Raw genomic sequence first — 15,947 nt, 5'->3', positions numbered from 1 at the left:
CTACTCCTCCGTTACCTGCACCGTGAGGTTAGCCTTTACTTCAGTGTGCAGCTTCACTGTTACCTGGAAAGTGCCTACATGGCGGATCGGATCGCTCAGCTCAATCTTGCGCTTGTCGATCACGATTCCCTGCGTAGCCGCCAGCGTTTCACCGATCTGTTTGCTGGTGATCGCCCCGAACAGACGGCCGCCTTCGCCCGCTTTGGCCTTCAGCGTCAAGGTCAGCTCATCAATCTTCTTGCCGAGCTGAACAGCTTCCTCTTTCTCCTGGTCCTTACGGCGCTGTTCCGCTGCCGCCTGGTTCTCCAGCGTCTTCACATTGCCGTCGGTAGCCGGACGAACCAGTCCGCGCGGCAGCAGGAAGTTGGCTGCATAACCTTCCGATACCTCTTTAACCTGCCCCTTCTTGCCTTGACCCTTAACATCCTTGATGAAAATGACCTTCATTCGAATAGCCCCTCTTTCGCTTCAATTTCGGCCAGTACTGCAAGCAGTCTGGCTTCTGCTTCCTTAGTGGTTCCTTCAAGCTGTACAGCCGCATTGGACAGATGTCCGCCGCCCCCCAGCTTCTCCATAACCACTTGTACGTTCATCCGCCCCAGTGACCGGGCACTGATGCCGATCAGGCCGTCAGGCCGCTCACTGATCACGAATGAAGCAACCACATTCGTCATTCCCAGCAGCGTATCCGCCGTCTGGGCAATCAGCAGCTGTGGAATTTTCATTCCCGGCGCAGTAACCACCAGCGCGATATGATCATATACCATCCGCGCATGCTTGATAATCTCCGCCTTGGAGATGTACTCCTGCAGATCCTCCTTCAGCATGCGCTGAATCAGAATCGTATCTGCCCCGACACGCCTCAGGAATCCGGCTGCCTCGAAGGTCCGCGACCCGGTATGCAGCGCGAAATGCTTCGTATCCACCGTGATACCCGCCAGCAGCATGGTAGCCTCCAGCGGACTGAGCTTGATCTTGTCGTGAATATACTGCAGCAGCTCGGTCACCAGCTCACAGGTTGAAGATGCGTAAGGCTCCAGATACACGAGCACTGCATCATTGATGAACTCTTCTCCCCGGCGGTGATGGTCTACTACTACGATCCGGCTGGCGTATTGCACCAGCCGCGGCTCCATTGTCATGGAAGCCTTATGTGTATCTACAACAATCAGCAGCGTATGCTCCGTCATAACCTGCAGCGCCTGCTCTGTCGTGATGAAGGTCTTGTATAGCGCTTCATCCTTACGGATCTGCTCCATCATGCGGGTAATGGACGGATTCGGCGTCTCCATTACAATACTGGCTTCCACATTGTACATCTGCGCAGCCTTGAGCAGGCCGATTGCCGCACCTACAGCGTCGATATCAGGCACCCTGTGCCCCATAATCAGCACCCGGTCGCTCTCCTGCATCAAATCGCGCAGGGCGTGGGCGATCACCCGTGCCCGTACCCTCGTCCGTTTCTCTGCAGCATTGCTCTTGCCGCCGTAGAAGGAGAGCCGCTGGCCCGCTTTCACAGCCGCCTGGTCTCCGCCCCGGCCCAGTGCCATATCCAGACTCGACTGGGCAAGAGCACCGAGCTCACTGGCCGATTCCGAGCCATAGGCAAGGCCTATGCTGAGCGTCATCGGCACCTTGAGATCAGCCGTCATCTCGCGGACCTCATCGAGTACAACGAACCGGCTCTCCTCCAGCGCCTGGAGACTGCGGTGGTTCAGCAGCATCAGATACCGCTCTGAAGACAGGCGGCGCAGATAGACTTCAAACTGCTTGCTCCACTCCGTAATCTCGCTGGCTACCTTCGCGATCAGCGACGTGCGCTGCTGATCGTCCATTCCCTGGGCCGCTTCATCCAGATTGTCCATCATTACAATACCGATCGCCAGCTTTTCTTCCTCATACCGCTCACGCAGGACCACCAGCTCAGTGATATCGTAGAGATAGAGCAGACGTTCACTTGGAATCACCACCACCTGATAATAACGGTCATCGACCGTGATCTCCTGGCGGTGATCCTTCAGCGCACCGTCTTTGGCGGGTTCGCGCTTCTGCGGTATATTCTTCAGAGAAGCAATGACATCGGGCATCAGCTCCTGCATATCTTCACCCACAAGAGTCTTGCGGGAGAAGATCTGGCTGGCATTGCGGTTATTCCACTCTACTGTACGGTCTTCACTGTACAGGATAATCCCTAAGGGAAGCATACTTACAGCCTCTCCTTCCACCCGTTTAATGCGGAAGGAGAGGCCGTTAATATAATCTACAAGGTTGCGGCGGAACGACAGCTCGGCCTGCAGCATGGTGAAACACAATGTGCCGGCCAGGAAGAGGCTGGCAACACCGAGGACCCAGTTATAGATACTGACCACTATAATCAGGACCAGCAGCAGCAAGAACGCCCACACGGTATGATACCCGTGCCAGCGTCTTTGCAGAAATTTTGGCATGAGCTCTCACCCTATCGTTTCGATTTCTTCACAAGCTCCCGCAGCGGAAACGCCAGATCGACAACACCGATAATCCAGAATCCCGGCAGGACGATAACAGGTATCGCCAGCAGCAGCGCTACTATCTTGCTCCACTTCCGTTCATGTATGAGGAAGAAGAGGAAACCGATGGTTTGAATCTTGAATGCGATTTGCAGCAGCGGCAGCAGATTGGCCGAGACCATCAGCATGAAGCCGCTGTCCGAACCGCCGAAGAGCAGGCTGAGCACTACGCCAAGCAGATAATACCAGATGAAGGCTCTGGACAGTCTCCACTCCCGTGCAGGCTTCAGTCTTGGCACCGCGTATTCCATGCTGTTCAGAATCGGACGGACAATGGAATGCGTAATGACAGCTATGATGAATGCGCTAAGGATGAGCGTCATCGGAATAGCCTGGATGGTCAACCAGCTCATCATGCCAATCTGATCCGATGAAATGGTGATCTCGGAGAGCAGAGGATTGCTTGCCCCCATAGTGGCCAGCCAGTCCGTATAAGTCTGCAGAACATCGTATACATAATCGTACAAGTTAAACTGCAGGAATGTAGTACTGATTAACAGAATCAGCAGGAATTCACCTAATACTGCGACCATACCGGCAATTAGCGTAGACATCGCTGATGCGCGTTTCTTATACCGGCGTCCCATTACAAGGGCCGGTATCAGGAAATAAATAGCTATCAATACGTAAAACGGTGTAATCAGGCCCACAATCAGCAGGACCGGCACTATATGCAGAATAAACTGCTTCGTGCTAAGAGTCGTAAAGAGCACAATGGCCGGGATAATCATAAACAGCGTCGTGATAAGCAGTAATGGGGTGGACAGGGATAACAGCAGCAGCAGATAAGCTATGCTCCAAGCCACAGATGTCCAGCGAAATTTCAACAGTATTCACCTCTTACGCATATGTTCTTCTAGTGCAGATATATCCTGGTACCATTCTTCCAGCTGATGGCCTTCCTGCCTGTGCTTTCTCAGCTTCTCCATCAGCAAGTCATCCAGTTCACGATAAGGGATACCAAGTCTGCGCCCCAATATATATGAGCTCATAATCAGGCTGGCCAGGCTGTCGCCTACACGGGCGGTACTGCCTTCCCACAACGCTTTGAATAACCGTGAGACTTGATCGATTACTTCGGTCTTTAACCACTCAATTACCTTGGCGCGTTTGGCCACGTCCAGGTCCTTCGGCACATTGGGCACGTCTCTCTACCTCCGGCAAAAAGCATTATTCTCCATTATAGCATAAATATTTCCGAGCCACACGGACGCCAGCCTCCCGGATCATCCGCATAGCGGAGCCTTTGATCCGGGTGTGATTCATGGACTTTACAGGCACACCGGAAGGTGTCCACAGCCTGCCTTTCAAAAAAGGCCCGCATTCCGTTACGCCGGAAATACAGGCCTTGGTTCCTTAAGCATTTGTCGCCATATGGATGAGGTTATAACGATTCCTGGGATTGCCGCGAGACAACCTTTTCGCAATATTCAATGATTTGACTCCGGCGCACAATACCAATGAACCGTTTCATGTCGTCAACTACAGGTACAAAGTTCTGTACTTTGGCCAGGTTAATCAAGTCCTCCATATCCGCATCAATGGATACCGGCAGATTATTCATCCGCAGCGGTACATCCTTAAGCAGATATTTGGAAGCATTCTCAAAAGTAACGGCGCCGCCCGACTCCTTCATGTACCAGAGCAAATCACCTTCTGTGACTGTTCCTGCATATTCTCCGTTCCGGTTCAGAATCGGCACTGCGGTATAGCGGTGAAACTCCATCCGTTCCAAGGTCTGGCGCAGCGTCGAATCCAGTGTAACGCAAGCTACCTCCTGTTTCGGAAGTAAAAAAAACGCAATATTCATCTCTTGATCCTCCTCAAAGAGTTCCGAAGGAATGATGCTCTACCTTCCGTGCTGCAAGGCCCACCGTAGTTATACGCCTGAGACAGCAATTCGTTCCACTTTATTATACCATGAAGACAATAAACAGCAGCCATTAACCTTGCGAATGGCTGCTGTTTTTATGGGGGACAGAAGGTACGCGTCCGCCCTTACTGGGCTGTAGCTGTAGCCGCAGGCTCCAGGGCATTCTCTGCTTTGCCTGGTTCAATTAGCTGGTCCACCGGTGTGCTGGCATTCATCCAGTTATCGATCATGGCCTTAGCTTCACTCAGATCCTCTTCATCAACAATATCGTAATACACACCATTGATACGTTCGCCTTCGCCCATCACCGTGAAGCTGGAGATATCCATATCCTTGCCGCCCATGAATTTCTTGGCCAGACTGATGATCGTGGAAGGCTGTATGTCTGTTTTGAAATTATCGCCCATAATATCCAGCAGCTCCGGGATGTTGCCGATTTGGCTGATTGATAACATTTTATTCGCTACCACATCGATAAATACCTGCTGGCGTTTGGTCCGGTTGAAATCGCTATCCTCGCGGTAACGGGTGTAGTTAAGCGCCTCTTCACCACTGTAATTCGACTTATTGGCCTTAATGGTGAATTTTTCATGATCCGCACCTTTGTTGACAATATCCTTCTTGATCGGCAGCGGAACACCGCCAATAGCGTCAACCGCATCCTTCAGGCCCTGAAAATTAATTGTGGCATAATATTGAATATCATGGCCCAGCAAGGCTTCCAGGGTATCTTTAGCCATTTGCTGGCCGCCAAAAGCATAAGCATGCGTGATTTTGTCCTTCTTATTGTCACCATGCCCGATAATTTCCGTGTACGTGTCACGGGGGATTGAGATCAGCAGAATCTTATAATCCTCCGGACGGATGACGGCATAGATCATCGTATCGGACCGGGCCACTTCATTGCCCCGCTGGTCTGTACCCAGGAGCATTAAAGAGAACGGGTCGCTTTTGTATACTACCGGGGCAGGTTTAACCGTTGTGGTAGTTGTACCGTTATTCTCCAAAGGCTGGTAGGATTCTTCCGCCAGCTTGGTTTCCACCTGATCCGACAAAAAGAGGTCAAAGGCCAGCACCGCGAGTGGCTTCTGGAACAAAAATCCTCCGGCTACAATGACCAGGGCTACAATGAGTGCAATGTATCTTTTCTTCAGTTTTTTTATTTTTTTCATAATTATAATTCCTTCTTTATGGTGGATTGTACATATGATTGCCGTGATTGCCGTGCTCTATTTATAATGCCTGCCTGGACTTTCAGACAGTCATGACTGGGCTCTTCTTGCTGCTATGCGCTGCCCTGCTTAAGGATATGGTTCCCCCTTTCCGGGATTTCGGGTCGTTCTAATTGTAGAATAAACCTGGAAAACTGCTTTGACACATAAACAATATTTCTATTGTAATCACTTCACACCTAAAAAGAAACAACAAATAACGACAGCATCGGCGCGATAGCCGCCTGTATTCCTTAAAGTATATGACGCAGGAAAGTCCGTTTTGATGCTCATTTCCAAAAAATAATTAAAAATGACGGCCCGCACTGCCTGCCTAGGCAACAGATCGGACCGTCATTATTTATCTATTCGATTTCCTTGATCCACCAGTTCTGCGGATCACGTATATTGCTGAGCGCGTTCGTAGATACACCCTGGAGGCGTTTATTAACCGCGGTAATATTAGAGCGTTCGGAGAAAAAGATCATCGGAACCTCGTCATTAATCAGCTTCTGCCATTCATAATAAACCTCTTTGCGGAAATCCTGGTCGTAAGCTTTCAGGCTTACCCCGTCACGGATGAGTTCCTCGCTGCGCTTGGACGTCCACCGCGGATAATTCCACGAATCGGTTGCCCGCCATAAGCCCGAAGGATCGGGGTCGCTGGCCAGCCCCCATACACCGTTAAACAGCTCTACGGACGGATCATCGGACTCTACCGCTTCATAAAAGCTGTTCAGCTCCTTCAAGCTGCCGCCGTTTAACTGAACATTCAGGCCGACATCATGCCAGTTCTGCAGAATCGCTGCAGTACGCGCCTCTGCTGTTTTGCTGCCGGACATCGCGTCGTAATGAATCGTGAATTTTTTACCGCTTGGATCCTCGCGGAGCCCGTCTCCGTCCGTATCGAGATATCCTGCCTCATCCAGCAGGGTCTCTGCCTTCTCCGGAAGATAGGCATAGGTATCTATTTCCTGGTCATCGATCTTAGCCCAGCTTGAGCTGGGAATAGGAGTCTCGATCAGTGTTCCCAGGCCATAGGAATATTTATCAATAATACCTTGCCGGTCAAGCGCATAATACATCGCTTTGCGGAGCCGCTTATCCTGGAATTTGGGATTATCCATCACCACCTGGCCGCTCTCATCATCCCAGTGTCCAAACTTGAACCCTATATATTCATAAGACAGCCCCGGTGTCACTTTGATCTCCACATTGTTCAGCTGCCCTGCAGCCTGGTAAGCATCCCGCGGAAGGGTACCGATATCGATGCTTCCGGCTTCAAGCAGGGCCGTCATGTCCTTGCTGTCAATGACCTTGTAGGTTACTACGTCCAGCAGAGCTTCCCCTTTATAATAGTCATCGAACCGTATCATCTCGACACTCTCACCCGGCACAATAGCCTTAATCATGAAAGGACCGGTGCCAATAGGCTGCTTACGGACCTGATCACTGTCCAACATATCCTTCACTGCGACGCCCTCGAAATACCTCTTGTTCATCGGATAGGCCCACAGATTATCGATCATGTTCGCCCGCGCTGAATTCATCGTAATACGCAGCGTATACGGGTCCATCACCTTGAGTCCGGTGATTTCCTTGGCCTCCCCCAGGTGGTAAGCTTCGGCTCCCTTAATCATTTCCACGCTATAATACCTGGAGCCCGGATAATCCGGGCTGGCGATGGTCTCCAGGGCAAACTTCCAGTCCTCCACGGTCAGCTCATCGCCGTTATGCCAGCGGACACCAGGTTTAATGGTGAACGTAAATACCGTATGATCCTCAGATTCCTGCCAAGTGGCAATGTTAGGAGCGGTAGACAGGTCATCGTTGACTTTGAACATGGCTTCCGTAGTGAACTCCAGCACATTCGCATCGTCCTCCCCCTCAATAAAGGCCGGTTCGAAATTGCCCTGAAACGCAGATGAATATCCATATGTTACAGTCCCGCCTGCTATAGGTTCATCGGCTGTTTTGCTTAAGCGCGTCATATAAGACTGGGCGCCCGGGCTTGGCCCGCTGCATGCAGACAACGCCACCGCAAGCATAAGCGGGAGCATTAGCCGGCCGATGATATTTTTTGACATATATTTCTTCCCTCCCGGGTTCCATCACGCTTTAATGTAAGCGGTTTCTACTCTGAATTTTACTATAACTCTGATTGTTCAGCTCATGGACATTTGAATACGCCACATAATAGAGGATAACCAATATTGGCTCTAAAGTGAAGCCTTTAATTTCTATTCGGTCTTCAGAGGCCCCCGTGAAATGTGAAAAAAGCCTGCCCTGACGGGCAGACTTCTGGAGTAATCACACTTATTTTTCCTCCTCGGGATGTATGATGCTAAGGCCCTCAACATGCTTCTTCTGCATTAGTTTACGCTTCTTGCGGGTATCCTTGCTCTCGAAAATAATATCAAAATCATAATCCTCCGGGTATAGCTCCTCTTTGGACAGATATGGCTTCAAGCGCTTATGGTTTACGGTTATTTTCTGTTTCTGGATCATCACTCCGACCATCCCCCGGCTGTCCTTCTTCATATATACAATTCCCGTGCGCCCCAGGGTAGTGACGTAAACAGCATCTCCCACTTCAAAATCGGGCTTCTTCGCCGGAACGCTGTGCTCCGCATCAGCTGCATCATCCCGGTTTTGATCCGGATTGCCGCTCTGGGACGCAGCATTCCTCTTCTCTGCATCAGCAGCTCTTGAACTCTGTTCCTGTCTGTAAGGGCTATTCCACGGCCTCTGGCTGCCTCTATGCTCCTGCTGCTCGGCTACAAGCTGTTTGGCACGCTCAATAACCGGTTTGTTTATGCCGAGCTGCTCGGCAATCTGCAAGGCATAGCTCTCGCCCGCTTCGCCAATCGTCAGCCGGTACAGCGGCTGCAGAGTCTCTTTATCGAACTCCATCCGTGCATTCTGAAATCCCGGTGTAGCTGCAGCAAATACCTTAAGTTCGTTGAAGTGGGTGGTTACCACAATATTAGCACCCTTACGGTTCAGCTCCTCCAGAATAGCAATCGAAAGTGCGAACCCTTCCCCGGGGTCCGTACCTGCCGCCAGCTCATCAATCAGCAGAAGTACGCCTCTGCCGGCATCACTAAGCATTCCTTCTATGCTCTTCATTTGTGCAGAGAAGGTACTGAGCGACTGCGTCAGACTCTGACCATCGCCAATTACGCTAATTACGTTGCTGAACACAGTAAAATCACTGCCCGGCGCAACCGGCACCAGCAGACCGGATTGCGCCATCAACGACAGCAGGCCCAGCGTTTTGAGTACTACTGTTTTGCCGCCTGTATTGGGGCCGGTTACGATCAGAGATTTGTAGCCCTGACCAAACTCCAGACTGACCGGCACCATATCCTTGAGCAGAGGATGCCTGCCCCCATTCATCCGCAGGAAGCCGCGTTCATTCAGTGAGACCGTCCGGGCATTAAGAACCCTGGCATACTTTCCCTTGGCGAAGATGAAATCATAAGTACCGGTTACTTCAATATTCAGCCGCAGAGCAGCCTGTTCCTGCTCTAGCAGCCCTGTCAGCATACTTAGGATGATTCCTTCCTCCCGGGCTTCATCAGCTGACAATAGCTCAATCTCCCCTTGAAGGGAGGCCACCTCGTCCGGCTCTACGAAGACAGTCTGCCCGCTGGTCGACTGATCCAGCACGGAACCCTTAATTTGCTTATGATACTCCCGTTTCACCGGAATCACATACCGGCCGCCGCGCATGCTGATCAGACTCTCCTGAAGGATGGACTTATGGCGCGCCATAATACTCTCCAGCTTTCGGTGCAGACGATCCTTGGCCACAGCCAGCCGTTTGCGCACCCGCTCCAGTCCTTTGCTGGCCTGATCGTCAATAACACCCAGCCGGATACAACGTTCGATCTCATCCCTGACAGAACTCAGCTCCTGCAGAGAAGCTCCGTAAGCAGCAATACGCGGCGCACTCTGCTCCTTGGATGCCATATACTTACGCAGCTGTCCGCAGCTGTGCAGGAACACGGATACTGCGGTGAAATCCTGCTCATTGTACAGATAACCGGTTCCAAGCAGTGACAGAACCCACTCAATGCCTTCCAGTGACGGAATGGGCACACTCGCCCCCCGCTCCAGCAGCTCTTTGGCTTCGTCCGCTTCATCCAGTGCACGGTGTATGGCCGGCAGATAGGTCATCGGCGCAAGCTCGCTCACATATCTTCTACCTTCATAGGATACGGCATGGCGCATTAACTCCTGTTTGATTGTCTCGTATTCCAAGGTGTTCATACTCTGTAGATTCACTCTGATTCCTCCTTATATAGATGCCCGTATTTCAGGTTTGCTCCCTAACGCAAAAAGGGCGAAGACCCGCCACTGCGGCAGTCTTCGCCCTCTTTTGAATGCTATTCTCCTCTTTGGCTTCAGGTACTGGCCCCACCCGCTGGATGAAAAGCTCCTGAAAACAGAAAAAACCGTGCTGCAAAGAGCACGGTTAATCACAAAGAGAATAATAGCCGTAAAGAGGCCATCATGACGCTTCGCGTGTGTTCTTAACTAAATCATTCATTCTTACAGTCCGCGGCTAATCAGACATGCCACCTGGACATAGTCTAACAAGACATGCTCCTGGAAATGATTGGAGCACGCTGCGGCTTACTGCCGGAATGATATGAAGTTGCTTAGTTAAGAACGCTCACCAACATCAAAATTTCCCCTTTAGTTATAGGATACCTGTAATTTACTACATCTGGAATCCGGTTGTCAATTGCCGGCAAAGCAATTCATTACCCATGTAATTCCGTTTTTAACGTCGGTAACCTGTCCATGAAGTGCGCCGAAGAAGGTTTTTTGCAGCTCCACCTTGACCTGCCCGCCCTCTGAGCTCAGTTTCTCATAAATCGCCCGCATCTCATCTTCGTTGTCCAGCCCCAGAATAGCACTTACATTCTCTGTCTTGGCACCTTTGCCGTAATCATCGGAGAAATGAATCAGTGACTGCCCCAAATGCAGCTCAGCATGCCATTATGTTCATTCAGAACCTTGATCTCTCCGTCAAAAACGCTCTTGTAGTACTCCACAGACTCCTGCACGTGCTCAATAATGATGTAAGGACTTGCACTGATCATTGTTCATTCCTCCAAGTTTTATTTAAATGGCATATACAGATTGAACTTGTATTTTTTCTATTTTGGGATTGCCGTGACTCCAGAGAATGTTCGGCCCTCCGGCCGCTGCCCGTCTGCAGATTTCTTGAATTTAACCCGCTGTTCGCGATCCGCAGACAAAGGCGGACGCTGGCGCTCCTACGGTTCCAAAATACTCCTCCGCCACTTTTCCCTTTTAGTAAATTTTCAAGTTCAATCTATATAGCTAGTATTCTGCCCCTGTTATTCAGTTTTTGCCCGCGGTAATTCTTTTGTATGCATGCAAAAAAGCAGCCGGCTAAGCCGGCTGCTTCATAAAACGTCCTATTCCGTTGTGTAAGGCAGCAGCGCGATTTGACGCGAGCGTTTTACAGCAATGGTCAGAGCGCGTTGGTATTTTGCACTTGTACCAGTTACACGACGCGGCAAAATCTTTCCGCGTTCGCTGATGAACTTCTTAAGAAGCTCAGTGTCTTTATAGTCAATGTGAGTAATCTTGTTCACAGTGAAGTAGCACACTTTTTTACGCTTGTTGCGTCCACCACGACGTGCCGGTCTTTTGTCGTTGTCCGCGCCTTCTCTTGGTTTAAAAGCCATGTTCAGTTCAGTCCTTCCTTATTAAAATGGCAAATCATCGTCCGATATATCGATCGGTTTTCCATCGCCTGAAAAAGGATCTTGAGTATTGTTGTTACGCGAGAAATTGTTGTTATTTCCGCGTGCACTGTTACCGCCGTTACCGCCGCCACCAAAGGCAGGCTCTTCGGGAGTACTTCCACCACTTGGTGCATTTCCGCCTTCACGGTTCTGCGAGGATTCCAGGAATCGGACATTATCAGCAATAACTTCAGTGACGTATACACGTTTACCTTCATTATTCTCGTAATTCCGTACTTGGATGCGTCCTTCTACGGCTGCCAGTCGTCCTTTGCGCAAGTAATTGGCACAGGTCTCAGCCAGCTGTCTCCAGGTTACTACCGGGATAAAGTCCGCTTCGCGTTCACCGTTCTGGCCCGTAAAGTTGCGGTCTACGGCAAGCGTAAACTGCGTTACGGCAACACCAGCGGGAGTATAACGAAGTTCCGGGTCACGGGTCAACCGACCGATCAGAATGATACGGTTCAACAATTCAATCCCCTCCTTATAGCGCGATTCGTTACAAAGCTTGTCAATATCTTAGGCAACGTCGTTCGTAATGAGATAACGAATTACTTCGTCGGAAATCTTCATGAGACGTTCCAATTCGGTAACTACTGCAGGTTCTGCATTGAAGTTAACCAAAACATAAACGCCATCACGGAATTTCTTGATCTCATACGCAAGACGGCGTTTACCTTGCACATCGTGCTTTGTAATTTCTCCGCCGTTGGAGATGATGCCTTGGAATTTTTCGACTGCTGCTTGAACGGCTTCTTGTTCAATGTCAGGACGAATAATGTACATGACTTCATATTTGCGCATAATTTTCACCTCCTTATGGTCTGAGGCCCCTGATCACGTCAGGAGCAAGGAACGAGCACAAACATAGACTCGCACCAAATCAATATACCAAATCCCACTGATGAATGCAAGCTTTATTCATACGCACCAGATCATGGACCGATATTAATTACATGAAGATGTCTCTGCAAGGCCACAATATAACCGCTCCACCACTTTACAGAAGGAGGCTTATCATACTATGGGCGAGAAAACAGAGTACGAAAAGGGCGATAAAGCCCCCAATCCGGGGGTTTATACAGAAGTAGGCGAAGCGCGCAGCTTCCATACCGAGATCCAGAATCCCAAGCGGATTGAAATGGAGAAGGGTGACACGTTTCCTGAGACCTCCAATCAGAACCGCAAGTGGAAAAAAGTCGAGAAAGCACGCGTGCATTAATTAATCGCATGTATAAAACCTGTCCGGCTGCACATACTATACTCAGGCAGTACAAAAGAGAGGTGTGGTTCCGTTGAACGTCGTAGACGAACACAATCACAGGGATTCTGAATCAGCAACTATTGTAACCCGGGGAGAGTAAAGGCCGTTCCTAAAAAAAGCAGCCTGGCACAACCTGTTTCACTTTAGCGGCTACAGACAGAGATTTCCAAACATCATTGATGTACTGCCTCTGGAGAGAGACCTTTGCAGGTCTCTCTTTTTGTATGTCTTCATGCAGAAATAAAAAAACCTTCGTCACCTGAACGAAGGGATAGTTGTTAATGTATATAATGCTGAAGTGGCGGAGAGGGTGGGATTCGAACCCACGCACGCTGTGACACGCCTAACTGATTTCGAGTCAGCCCCCTTGGGCCTCTTGGGTACCTCTCCGCAGCAAGAATTATTGTATCATGCCAAAGTTACAATTGCAAGCTATTTGCACTAGCGCTTTCCCTCTGCTGCAAGCTTAATTGTTTTCGGCTCCGCTCTCAGCAGAATGAAGAACCTTCTTCATGTTTTTTTCGAATTTAGCACGGGGGATTAGGACGCTATGCTGACAGCCGGTACATTTAATCCGGATATCCATTCCCATACGGATAATCTCCATCTCGTTCGTTCCGCAGGGATGCGGCTTCTTCATCTGTACAATATCACCCAGCCCGAATACTTTGCGTTCCATTATTCTTCTTCCCCTTCCTCTCCCTCTTGCGCAGCAGCTATCTGTCTTCTCGGACTTGCCTGCTGCTCCTCACGGGCTCTACGGGCGCTTTCAGAGAGTTCCTCCTCTTGAGCCGCTTCAGCCTCCCTTGCCTCCCTGTCTGCCTGCACACGAGCCTCCTGCTCTGCCTTGGCTGCTTCCAAAGCGCTTTGCTGCTCCAGGGCCTGCTTAATATCACTCTGAATCTGCCGCTCTGCGGAATCTCTGGCGTTAGGCATGCAATTAGCCGCCACCCGGATTACATACTCCGAAGTACTCATCGACTGAATACCCAGCACATTGGGATAGTCAATTACACTGGGGTTCCGTTCCTCTATCCCCTTAAGCGCTTCTCCAATCAGTGCAAGTGTTGCTTCTAAACCCCGCTCTATTTTGACAGGCACATCCACCACCGCCAGGGCATTAGCCAGCGAATAATTCGTAACGTTTACAATCGTGCCATTCGGTATGATATGCACTTCCCCTGTCGCACTCAGCAGCCGGGTCGTTCTCAGGCCAATCATTTCTACCGTACCTTTATAGGTTCCACTCTGGATGACATCGCCTACTGCAAATTGATCCTCGAAGATGATGAAGAAACCGGTAATTACATCTTTGACCAAACTTTGTGCGCCGAACCCTATCGCCAGCCCCACAACTCCGGCCCCGGCCAGCAGCGGTTTCAGATCGAATTGGAATACAGACAGAATCATCATAATCATGACAAAATTACAGATGAAGGCAACCACATTTTTCATAAGTCCGCCTACTGTTGAGAATCGGCGGTTATTCGCTAAGCGCCTTCCCCGCGTCTCCCTCTCCAGGGAACGGTCGATAACACCCGAGACTACCTTAATAATCACCCGGGTCACAAGAAAAAGCAGAAGAATCTGCACCCCGGAAAACAGCACGGTAGCCCACATATCTGCATTGGTTATCCATTCCCATATTCTATCCTTAAAGCGGACCGCTTCTTCGACTGCCTCGCTCGGTGTTGTCACTTCCAGCATCCAGTTATTCATCTAGCTCCTCCTTCTTCACAACCTCCACATATCCAATACCATCACTTGATTTGGCAAAGATCCCGCGTATCTCTACATTCTGCTCCGCCACAATGACCCGCACCTCTTCCAATGCATTCCGGTAGAATTGGATCGACATGGCGCAACCGGCTGTAATCTCCTTGGGTGTAGGAAATATATCAATTTCAATCTCCGCATATTCCAGCAGCATCTCAGCGCGCAGCGCCTGCTGGGTCGAATCAAAGGCTATTAGCAGTTCATCCTCCACACTCCGCGCCTCCTCTGGGCTATTCGTCCTATCTATTGCCGCCATAGTATAAAAAGCCACTTTCATCCATATACTAGGATCATCAGAACAGAAAGGAAGATCATATGAATTTCTCTTCTAAAGCTTCATCCCTGCAAGAACCATCCTGTTTAAAAATATCACATGCTGATCCCGATATCTATTCTGCGATTACTCATCGGCTTCTTTTCCACTTTTCACGCACACGTACAGATACACCAATTGTTATTGTCTGTGTAGGCACAGACCGCTCTACCGGTGATTCACTTGGACCGCTGGTCGGCACTGCGCTTGCCCGCTTCCATAGCCCCTTATTCCATCTCTACGGAACGCTGGACGAGCCAGTTCATGCTGTTAACCTGGAGGAGACTCTCTCCCTCATTTATCAGAAGCACCCTAACCCGTTCATCATCGGAATTGATGCCTGTCTGGGCCAGTCAACAAGCGTTGGCTGCATCCAGGTCGTAGACGGCCCCCTCCGGCCGGGAGCAGGGGTCAACAAGCAACTCCCGCCAGTAGGCGATATCCATTTGACAGGCATTGTGAATGTCGGCGGCTTCATGGAGTATTTTGTACTGCAGAATACGAGATTAAGCCTTGTAATGAGATTATCCGATATCATTGCTTCCAGCCTATACTCCGCACTTAAGCAATGGAACCTTCATGCTAGATCTGCTGCAGCGCGAGAGCAATAACTTCCTTCTCCTCTGGAGACAGGGGATACTGCGACTCTCCCTTTTCAAGCGGTTTGGAGTATATATATGAGTTCTCGCGGTTGTGCAGACTGCTCAGCACAATTCCGCTATGGTTGTCATCCAGAATGGCAAGCGAGAAGCTCAGATCATTGCCGCGCTCTCCAAAGGCATTATAGCGTTTCATGGCTACCTTGGACTTCATCCCCCGCATTTTGGCTTGTGCGGCTTCAATCATCGCCTTATGCTCACGCTGACTATCCTCCAGCATATCTCCCTGGTTCTTCAGGTTTACCAGCAGGCTCTCCAGATCCTCAATGCCGTTCCCGGTCATCATCGCTTCGTATCTGCGCCGCATCTTGCGGATCTTGGCACCTTGAATAATTAGAACAATTGCCAGCAGAATAATTATCACTGCAAAACCCATAATGAACACCGACAGCTGTTCACTTATTACTTCATTTAATTCCGACATATATGGACCATCCTTTGTCTAAATATAAAAATTCATCAGGTTTCACATGATAGCTTATCCTTCTATTTCCCGCCGAACGGTACCGTCCT

At 50.0% G+C, this 15,947-nt stretch carries 17 protein-coding genes, 1 tRNA gene and 1 pseudogene; 2 read left to right on the top strand and 17 right to left on the bottom strand.

The annotated features are described in order from the left end of the window. The 12 genes and pseudogenes from rplI to rpsF form a co-directional block, all read right to left on the bottom strand. Positions 1-447: a 50S ribosomal protein L9 gene (gene rplI / locus MHI42_RS20645; RefSeq protein WP_039295840.1), complete on the bottom strand. Its 447-nt coding sequence runs from the start codon at positions 445-447 to the stop codon at positions 1-3. Further along, the gene (locus MHI42_RS20640; protein WP_342420497.1) at positions 444-2,447 is read right to left on the bottom strand and encodes a DHH family phosphoesterase; all 2,004 of its coding nucleotides are present in this window, start codon (positions 2,445-2,447) and stop codon (positions 444-446) included. Before MHI42_RS20640 ends, rplI begins: the two co-directional genes overlap by 4 nt. An 11-nt stretch (positions 2,448-2,458) precedes the next feature. Beyond that, positions 2,459-3,355, bottom strand: a complete 897-nt coding sequence (locus MHI42_RS20635) for a DUF2232 domain-containing protein (RefSeq protein ID WP_256703837.1) — start codon at positions 3,353-3,355, stop codon at positions 2,459-2,461. Positions 3,356-3,382: 27 nt separating this feature from the next. After that, positions 3,383-3,685 carry a MazG-like family protein gene (locus tag MHI42_RS20630; RefSeq protein WP_171717780.1) on the bottom strand — a complete coding sequence of 101 codons (303 nt, stop codon included), beginning with the start codon at positions 3,683-3,685 and terminating at the stop codon, positions 3,383-3,385. 248 nt (positions 3,686-3,933) lie between these two features. Continuing rightward, the gene (locus tag MHI42_RS20625) at positions 3,934-4,359 is read right to left on the bottom strand and encodes a CBS domain-containing protein (protein ID WP_039295831.1); all 426 of its coding nucleotides are present in this window, start codon (positions 4,357-4,359) and stop codon (positions 3,934-3,936) included. Between the two features lie 188 nt (positions 4,360-4,547). Then, positions 4,548-5,594 carry an LCP family protein gene (locus tag MHI42_RS20620; protein ID WP_042140592.1) on the bottom strand — a complete coding sequence of 349 codons (1,047 nt, stop codon included), beginning with the start codon at positions 5,592-5,594 and terminating at the stop codon, positions 4,548-4,550. 404 nt (positions 5,595-5,998) lie between these two features. Beyond that, entirely contained in the window at positions 5,999-7,720 is a 1,722-nt protein-coding gene (opp4A, locus tag MHI42_RS20615) for an oligopeptide ABC transporter substrate-binding protein (protein WP_342420496.1), read from the bottom strand. A 229-nt stretch (positions 7,721-7,949) separates the two neighbouring features. After that, the gene (locus tag MHI42_RS20610) at positions 7,950-9,923 is read right to left on the bottom strand and encodes a DNA mismatch repair protein MutS (RefSeq protein WP_342420495.1); all 1,974 of its coding nucleotides are present in this window, start codon (positions 9,921-9,923) and stop codon (positions 7,950-7,952) included. 459 nt (positions 9,924-10,382) lie between these two features. Continuing rightward, a pseudogene (locus tag MHI42_RS20605) lies at positions 10,383-10,747 on the bottom strand (VOC family protein). 342 nt (positions 10,748-11,089) lie between these two features. Continuing rightward, positions 11,090-11,362, bottom strand: a complete 273-nt coding sequence (rpsR, locus tag MHI42_RS20600; protein ID WP_036699837.1) for a 30S ribosomal protein S18 — start codon at positions 11,360-11,362, stop codon at positions 11,090-11,092. Between the two features lie 21 nt (positions 11,363-11,383). Next, positions 11,384-11,893 (bottom strand): single-stranded DNA-binding protein, encoded by a 510-nt coding sequence (gene ssb / locus MHI42_RS20595; protein ID WP_039295814.1) that lies wholly within the window; start codon positions 11,891-11,893, stop codon positions 11,384-11,386. Between the two features lie 48 nt (positions 11,894-11,941). Next, entirely contained in the window at positions 11,942-12,226 is a 285-nt protein-coding gene (gene rpsF, locus MHI42_RS20590; RefSeq protein ID WP_038598251.1) for a 30S ribosomal protein S6, read from the bottom strand. A gap of 220 nt (positions 12,227-12,446) precedes the next feature. Between rpsF and MHI42_RS20585 the strand changes: the two genes are divergently transcribed. Continuing rightward, complete coding sequence (locus MHI42_RS20585) at positions 12,447-12,644, top strand: YjzC family protein (protein ID WP_039295806.1); 198 nt, start codon at positions 12,447-12,449, stop codon at positions 12,642-12,644. A 341-nt stretch (positions 12,645-12,985) separates the two neighbouring features. Here the strand turns inward: MHI42_RS20585 and MHI42_RS20580 are convergent. The 4 genes from MHI42_RS20580 to MHI42_RS20565 all read right to left on the bottom strand — a co-directional run bounded on the left by MHI42_RS20580 (position 12,986) and on the right by MHI42_RS20565 (position 14,673). Beyond that, positions 12,986-13,076: transfer RNA gene (locus tag MHI42_RS20580), tRNA-Ser, on the bottom strand. A 76-nt stretch (positions 13,077-13,152) separates the two neighbouring features. Next, the gene (locus tag MHI42_RS20575) at positions 13,153-13,365 is read right to left on the bottom strand and encodes a DUF951 domain-containing protein (protein ID WP_039295799.1); all 213 of its coding nucleotides are present in this window, start codon (positions 13,363-13,365) and stop codon (positions 13,153-13,155) included. Then, positions 13,365-14,405, bottom strand: a complete 1,041-nt coding sequence (locus MHI42_RS20570) for a mechanosensitive ion channel family protein (protein WP_042140597.1) — start codon at positions 14,403-14,405, stop codon at positions 13,365-13,367. Before MHI42_RS20570 ends, MHI42_RS20575 begins: the two co-directional genes overlap by 1 nt. Beyond that, positions 14,398-14,673 carry a putative Se/S carrier-like protein gene (locus MHI42_RS20565; protein WP_171717766.1) on the bottom strand — a complete coding sequence of 92 codons (276 nt, stop codon included), beginning with the start codon at positions 14,671-14,673 and terminating at the stop codon, positions 14,398-14,400. The genes MHI42_RS20570 and MHI42_RS20565 overlap by 8 nt, the downstream gene beginning before the upstream one ends. 104 nt (positions 14,674-14,777) lie before the next feature. On the opposite strand from MHI42_RS20565, the gene yyaC reads away from it, so the two are divergent. After that, positions 14,778-15,386 (top strand): spore protease YyaC, encoded by a 609-nt coding sequence (gene yyaC, locus MHI42_RS20560; protein WP_039295795.1) that lies wholly within the window; start codon positions 14,778-14,780, stop codon positions 15,384-15,386. On the opposite strand, the gene MHI42_RS20555 is transcribed toward yyaC, so the two are convergent. After that, on the bottom strand, positions 15,358-15,858 hold the full coding sequence (locus MHI42_RS20555; RefSeq protein ID WP_342420494.1) for a DUF4446 family protein: 501 nt from the start codon (positions 15,856-15,858) through the stop codon (positions 15,358-15,360). The two genes, yyaC and MHI42_RS20555, sit on opposite strands and share 29 nt — an antisense overlap. Between the last annotated feature and the right edge of the window lie 89 nt (positions 15,859-15,947).

Origin of the sequence: Paenibacillus sp. FSL E2-0178 (assembly GCF_038593005.1) — a bacterium.
Taxonomy (GTDB): Bacteria; Bacillota; Bacilli; order Paenibacillales; family Paenibacillaceae; genus Paenibacillus_AQ; species Paenibacillus_AQ phytohabitans.
Note: the sequence above shows the minus strand (reverse complement) of the source record. Positions and strands in the feature narration are given on the sequence as shown.

Excerpts from the sequence above, each read along its gene's own strand:
- rplI (WP_039295840.1), bottom strand. The coding sequence starts at position 447 with ATGAAGGTCATTTTCATCAAGGATGTTAAGGGTCAAGGCAAGAAGGGG.
- MHI42_RS20640 (WP_342420497.1), bottom strand. The coding sequence starts at position 2,447 with ATGCCAAAATTTCTGCAAAGACGCTGGCACGGGTATCATACCGTGTGG.
- MHI42_RS20625 (WP_039295831.1), bottom strand. The coding sequence starts at position 4,359 with ATGAATATTGCGTTTTTTTTACTTCCGAAACAGGAGGTAGCTTGCGTT.
- MHI42_RS20620 (WP_042140592.1), bottom strand. The coding sequence starts at position 5,594 with ATGAAAAAAATAAAAAAACTGAAGAAAAGATACATTGCACTCATTGTA.
- opp4A (WP_342420496.1), bottom strand. The coding sequence starts at position 7,720 with ATGTCAAAAAATATCATCGGCCGGCTAATGCTCCCGCTTATGCTTGCG.
- rpsR (WP_036699837.1), bottom strand. The coding sequence starts at position 11,362 with ATGGCTTTTAAACCAAGAGAAGGCGCGGACAACGACAAAAGACCGGCA.
- rpsF (WP_038598251.1), bottom strand. The coding sequence starts at position 12,226 with ATGCGCAAATATGAAGTCATGTACATTATTCGTCCTGACATTGAACAA.
- MHI42_RS20585 (WP_039295806.1), top strand. The coding sequence starts at position 12,447 with ATGGGCGAGAAAACAGAGTACGAAAAGGGCGATAAAGCCCCCAATCCG.
- MHI42_RS20575 (WP_039295799.1), bottom strand. The coding sequence starts at position 13,365 with ATGGAACGCAAAGTATTCGGGCTGGGTGATATTGTACAGATGAAGAAG.
- MHI42_RS20570 (WP_042140597.1), bottom strand. The coding sequence starts at position 14,405 with ATGAATAACTGGATGCTGGAAGTGACAACACCGAGCGAGGCAGTCGAA.
- yyaC (WP_039295795.1), top strand. The coding sequence starts at position 14,778 with ATGAATTTCTCTTCTAAAGCTTCATCCCTGCAAGAACCATCCTGTTTA.
- MHI42_RS20555 (WP_342420494.1), bottom strand. The coding sequence starts at position 15,858 with ATGTCGGAATTAAATGAAGTAATAAGTGAACAGCTGTCGGTGTTCATT.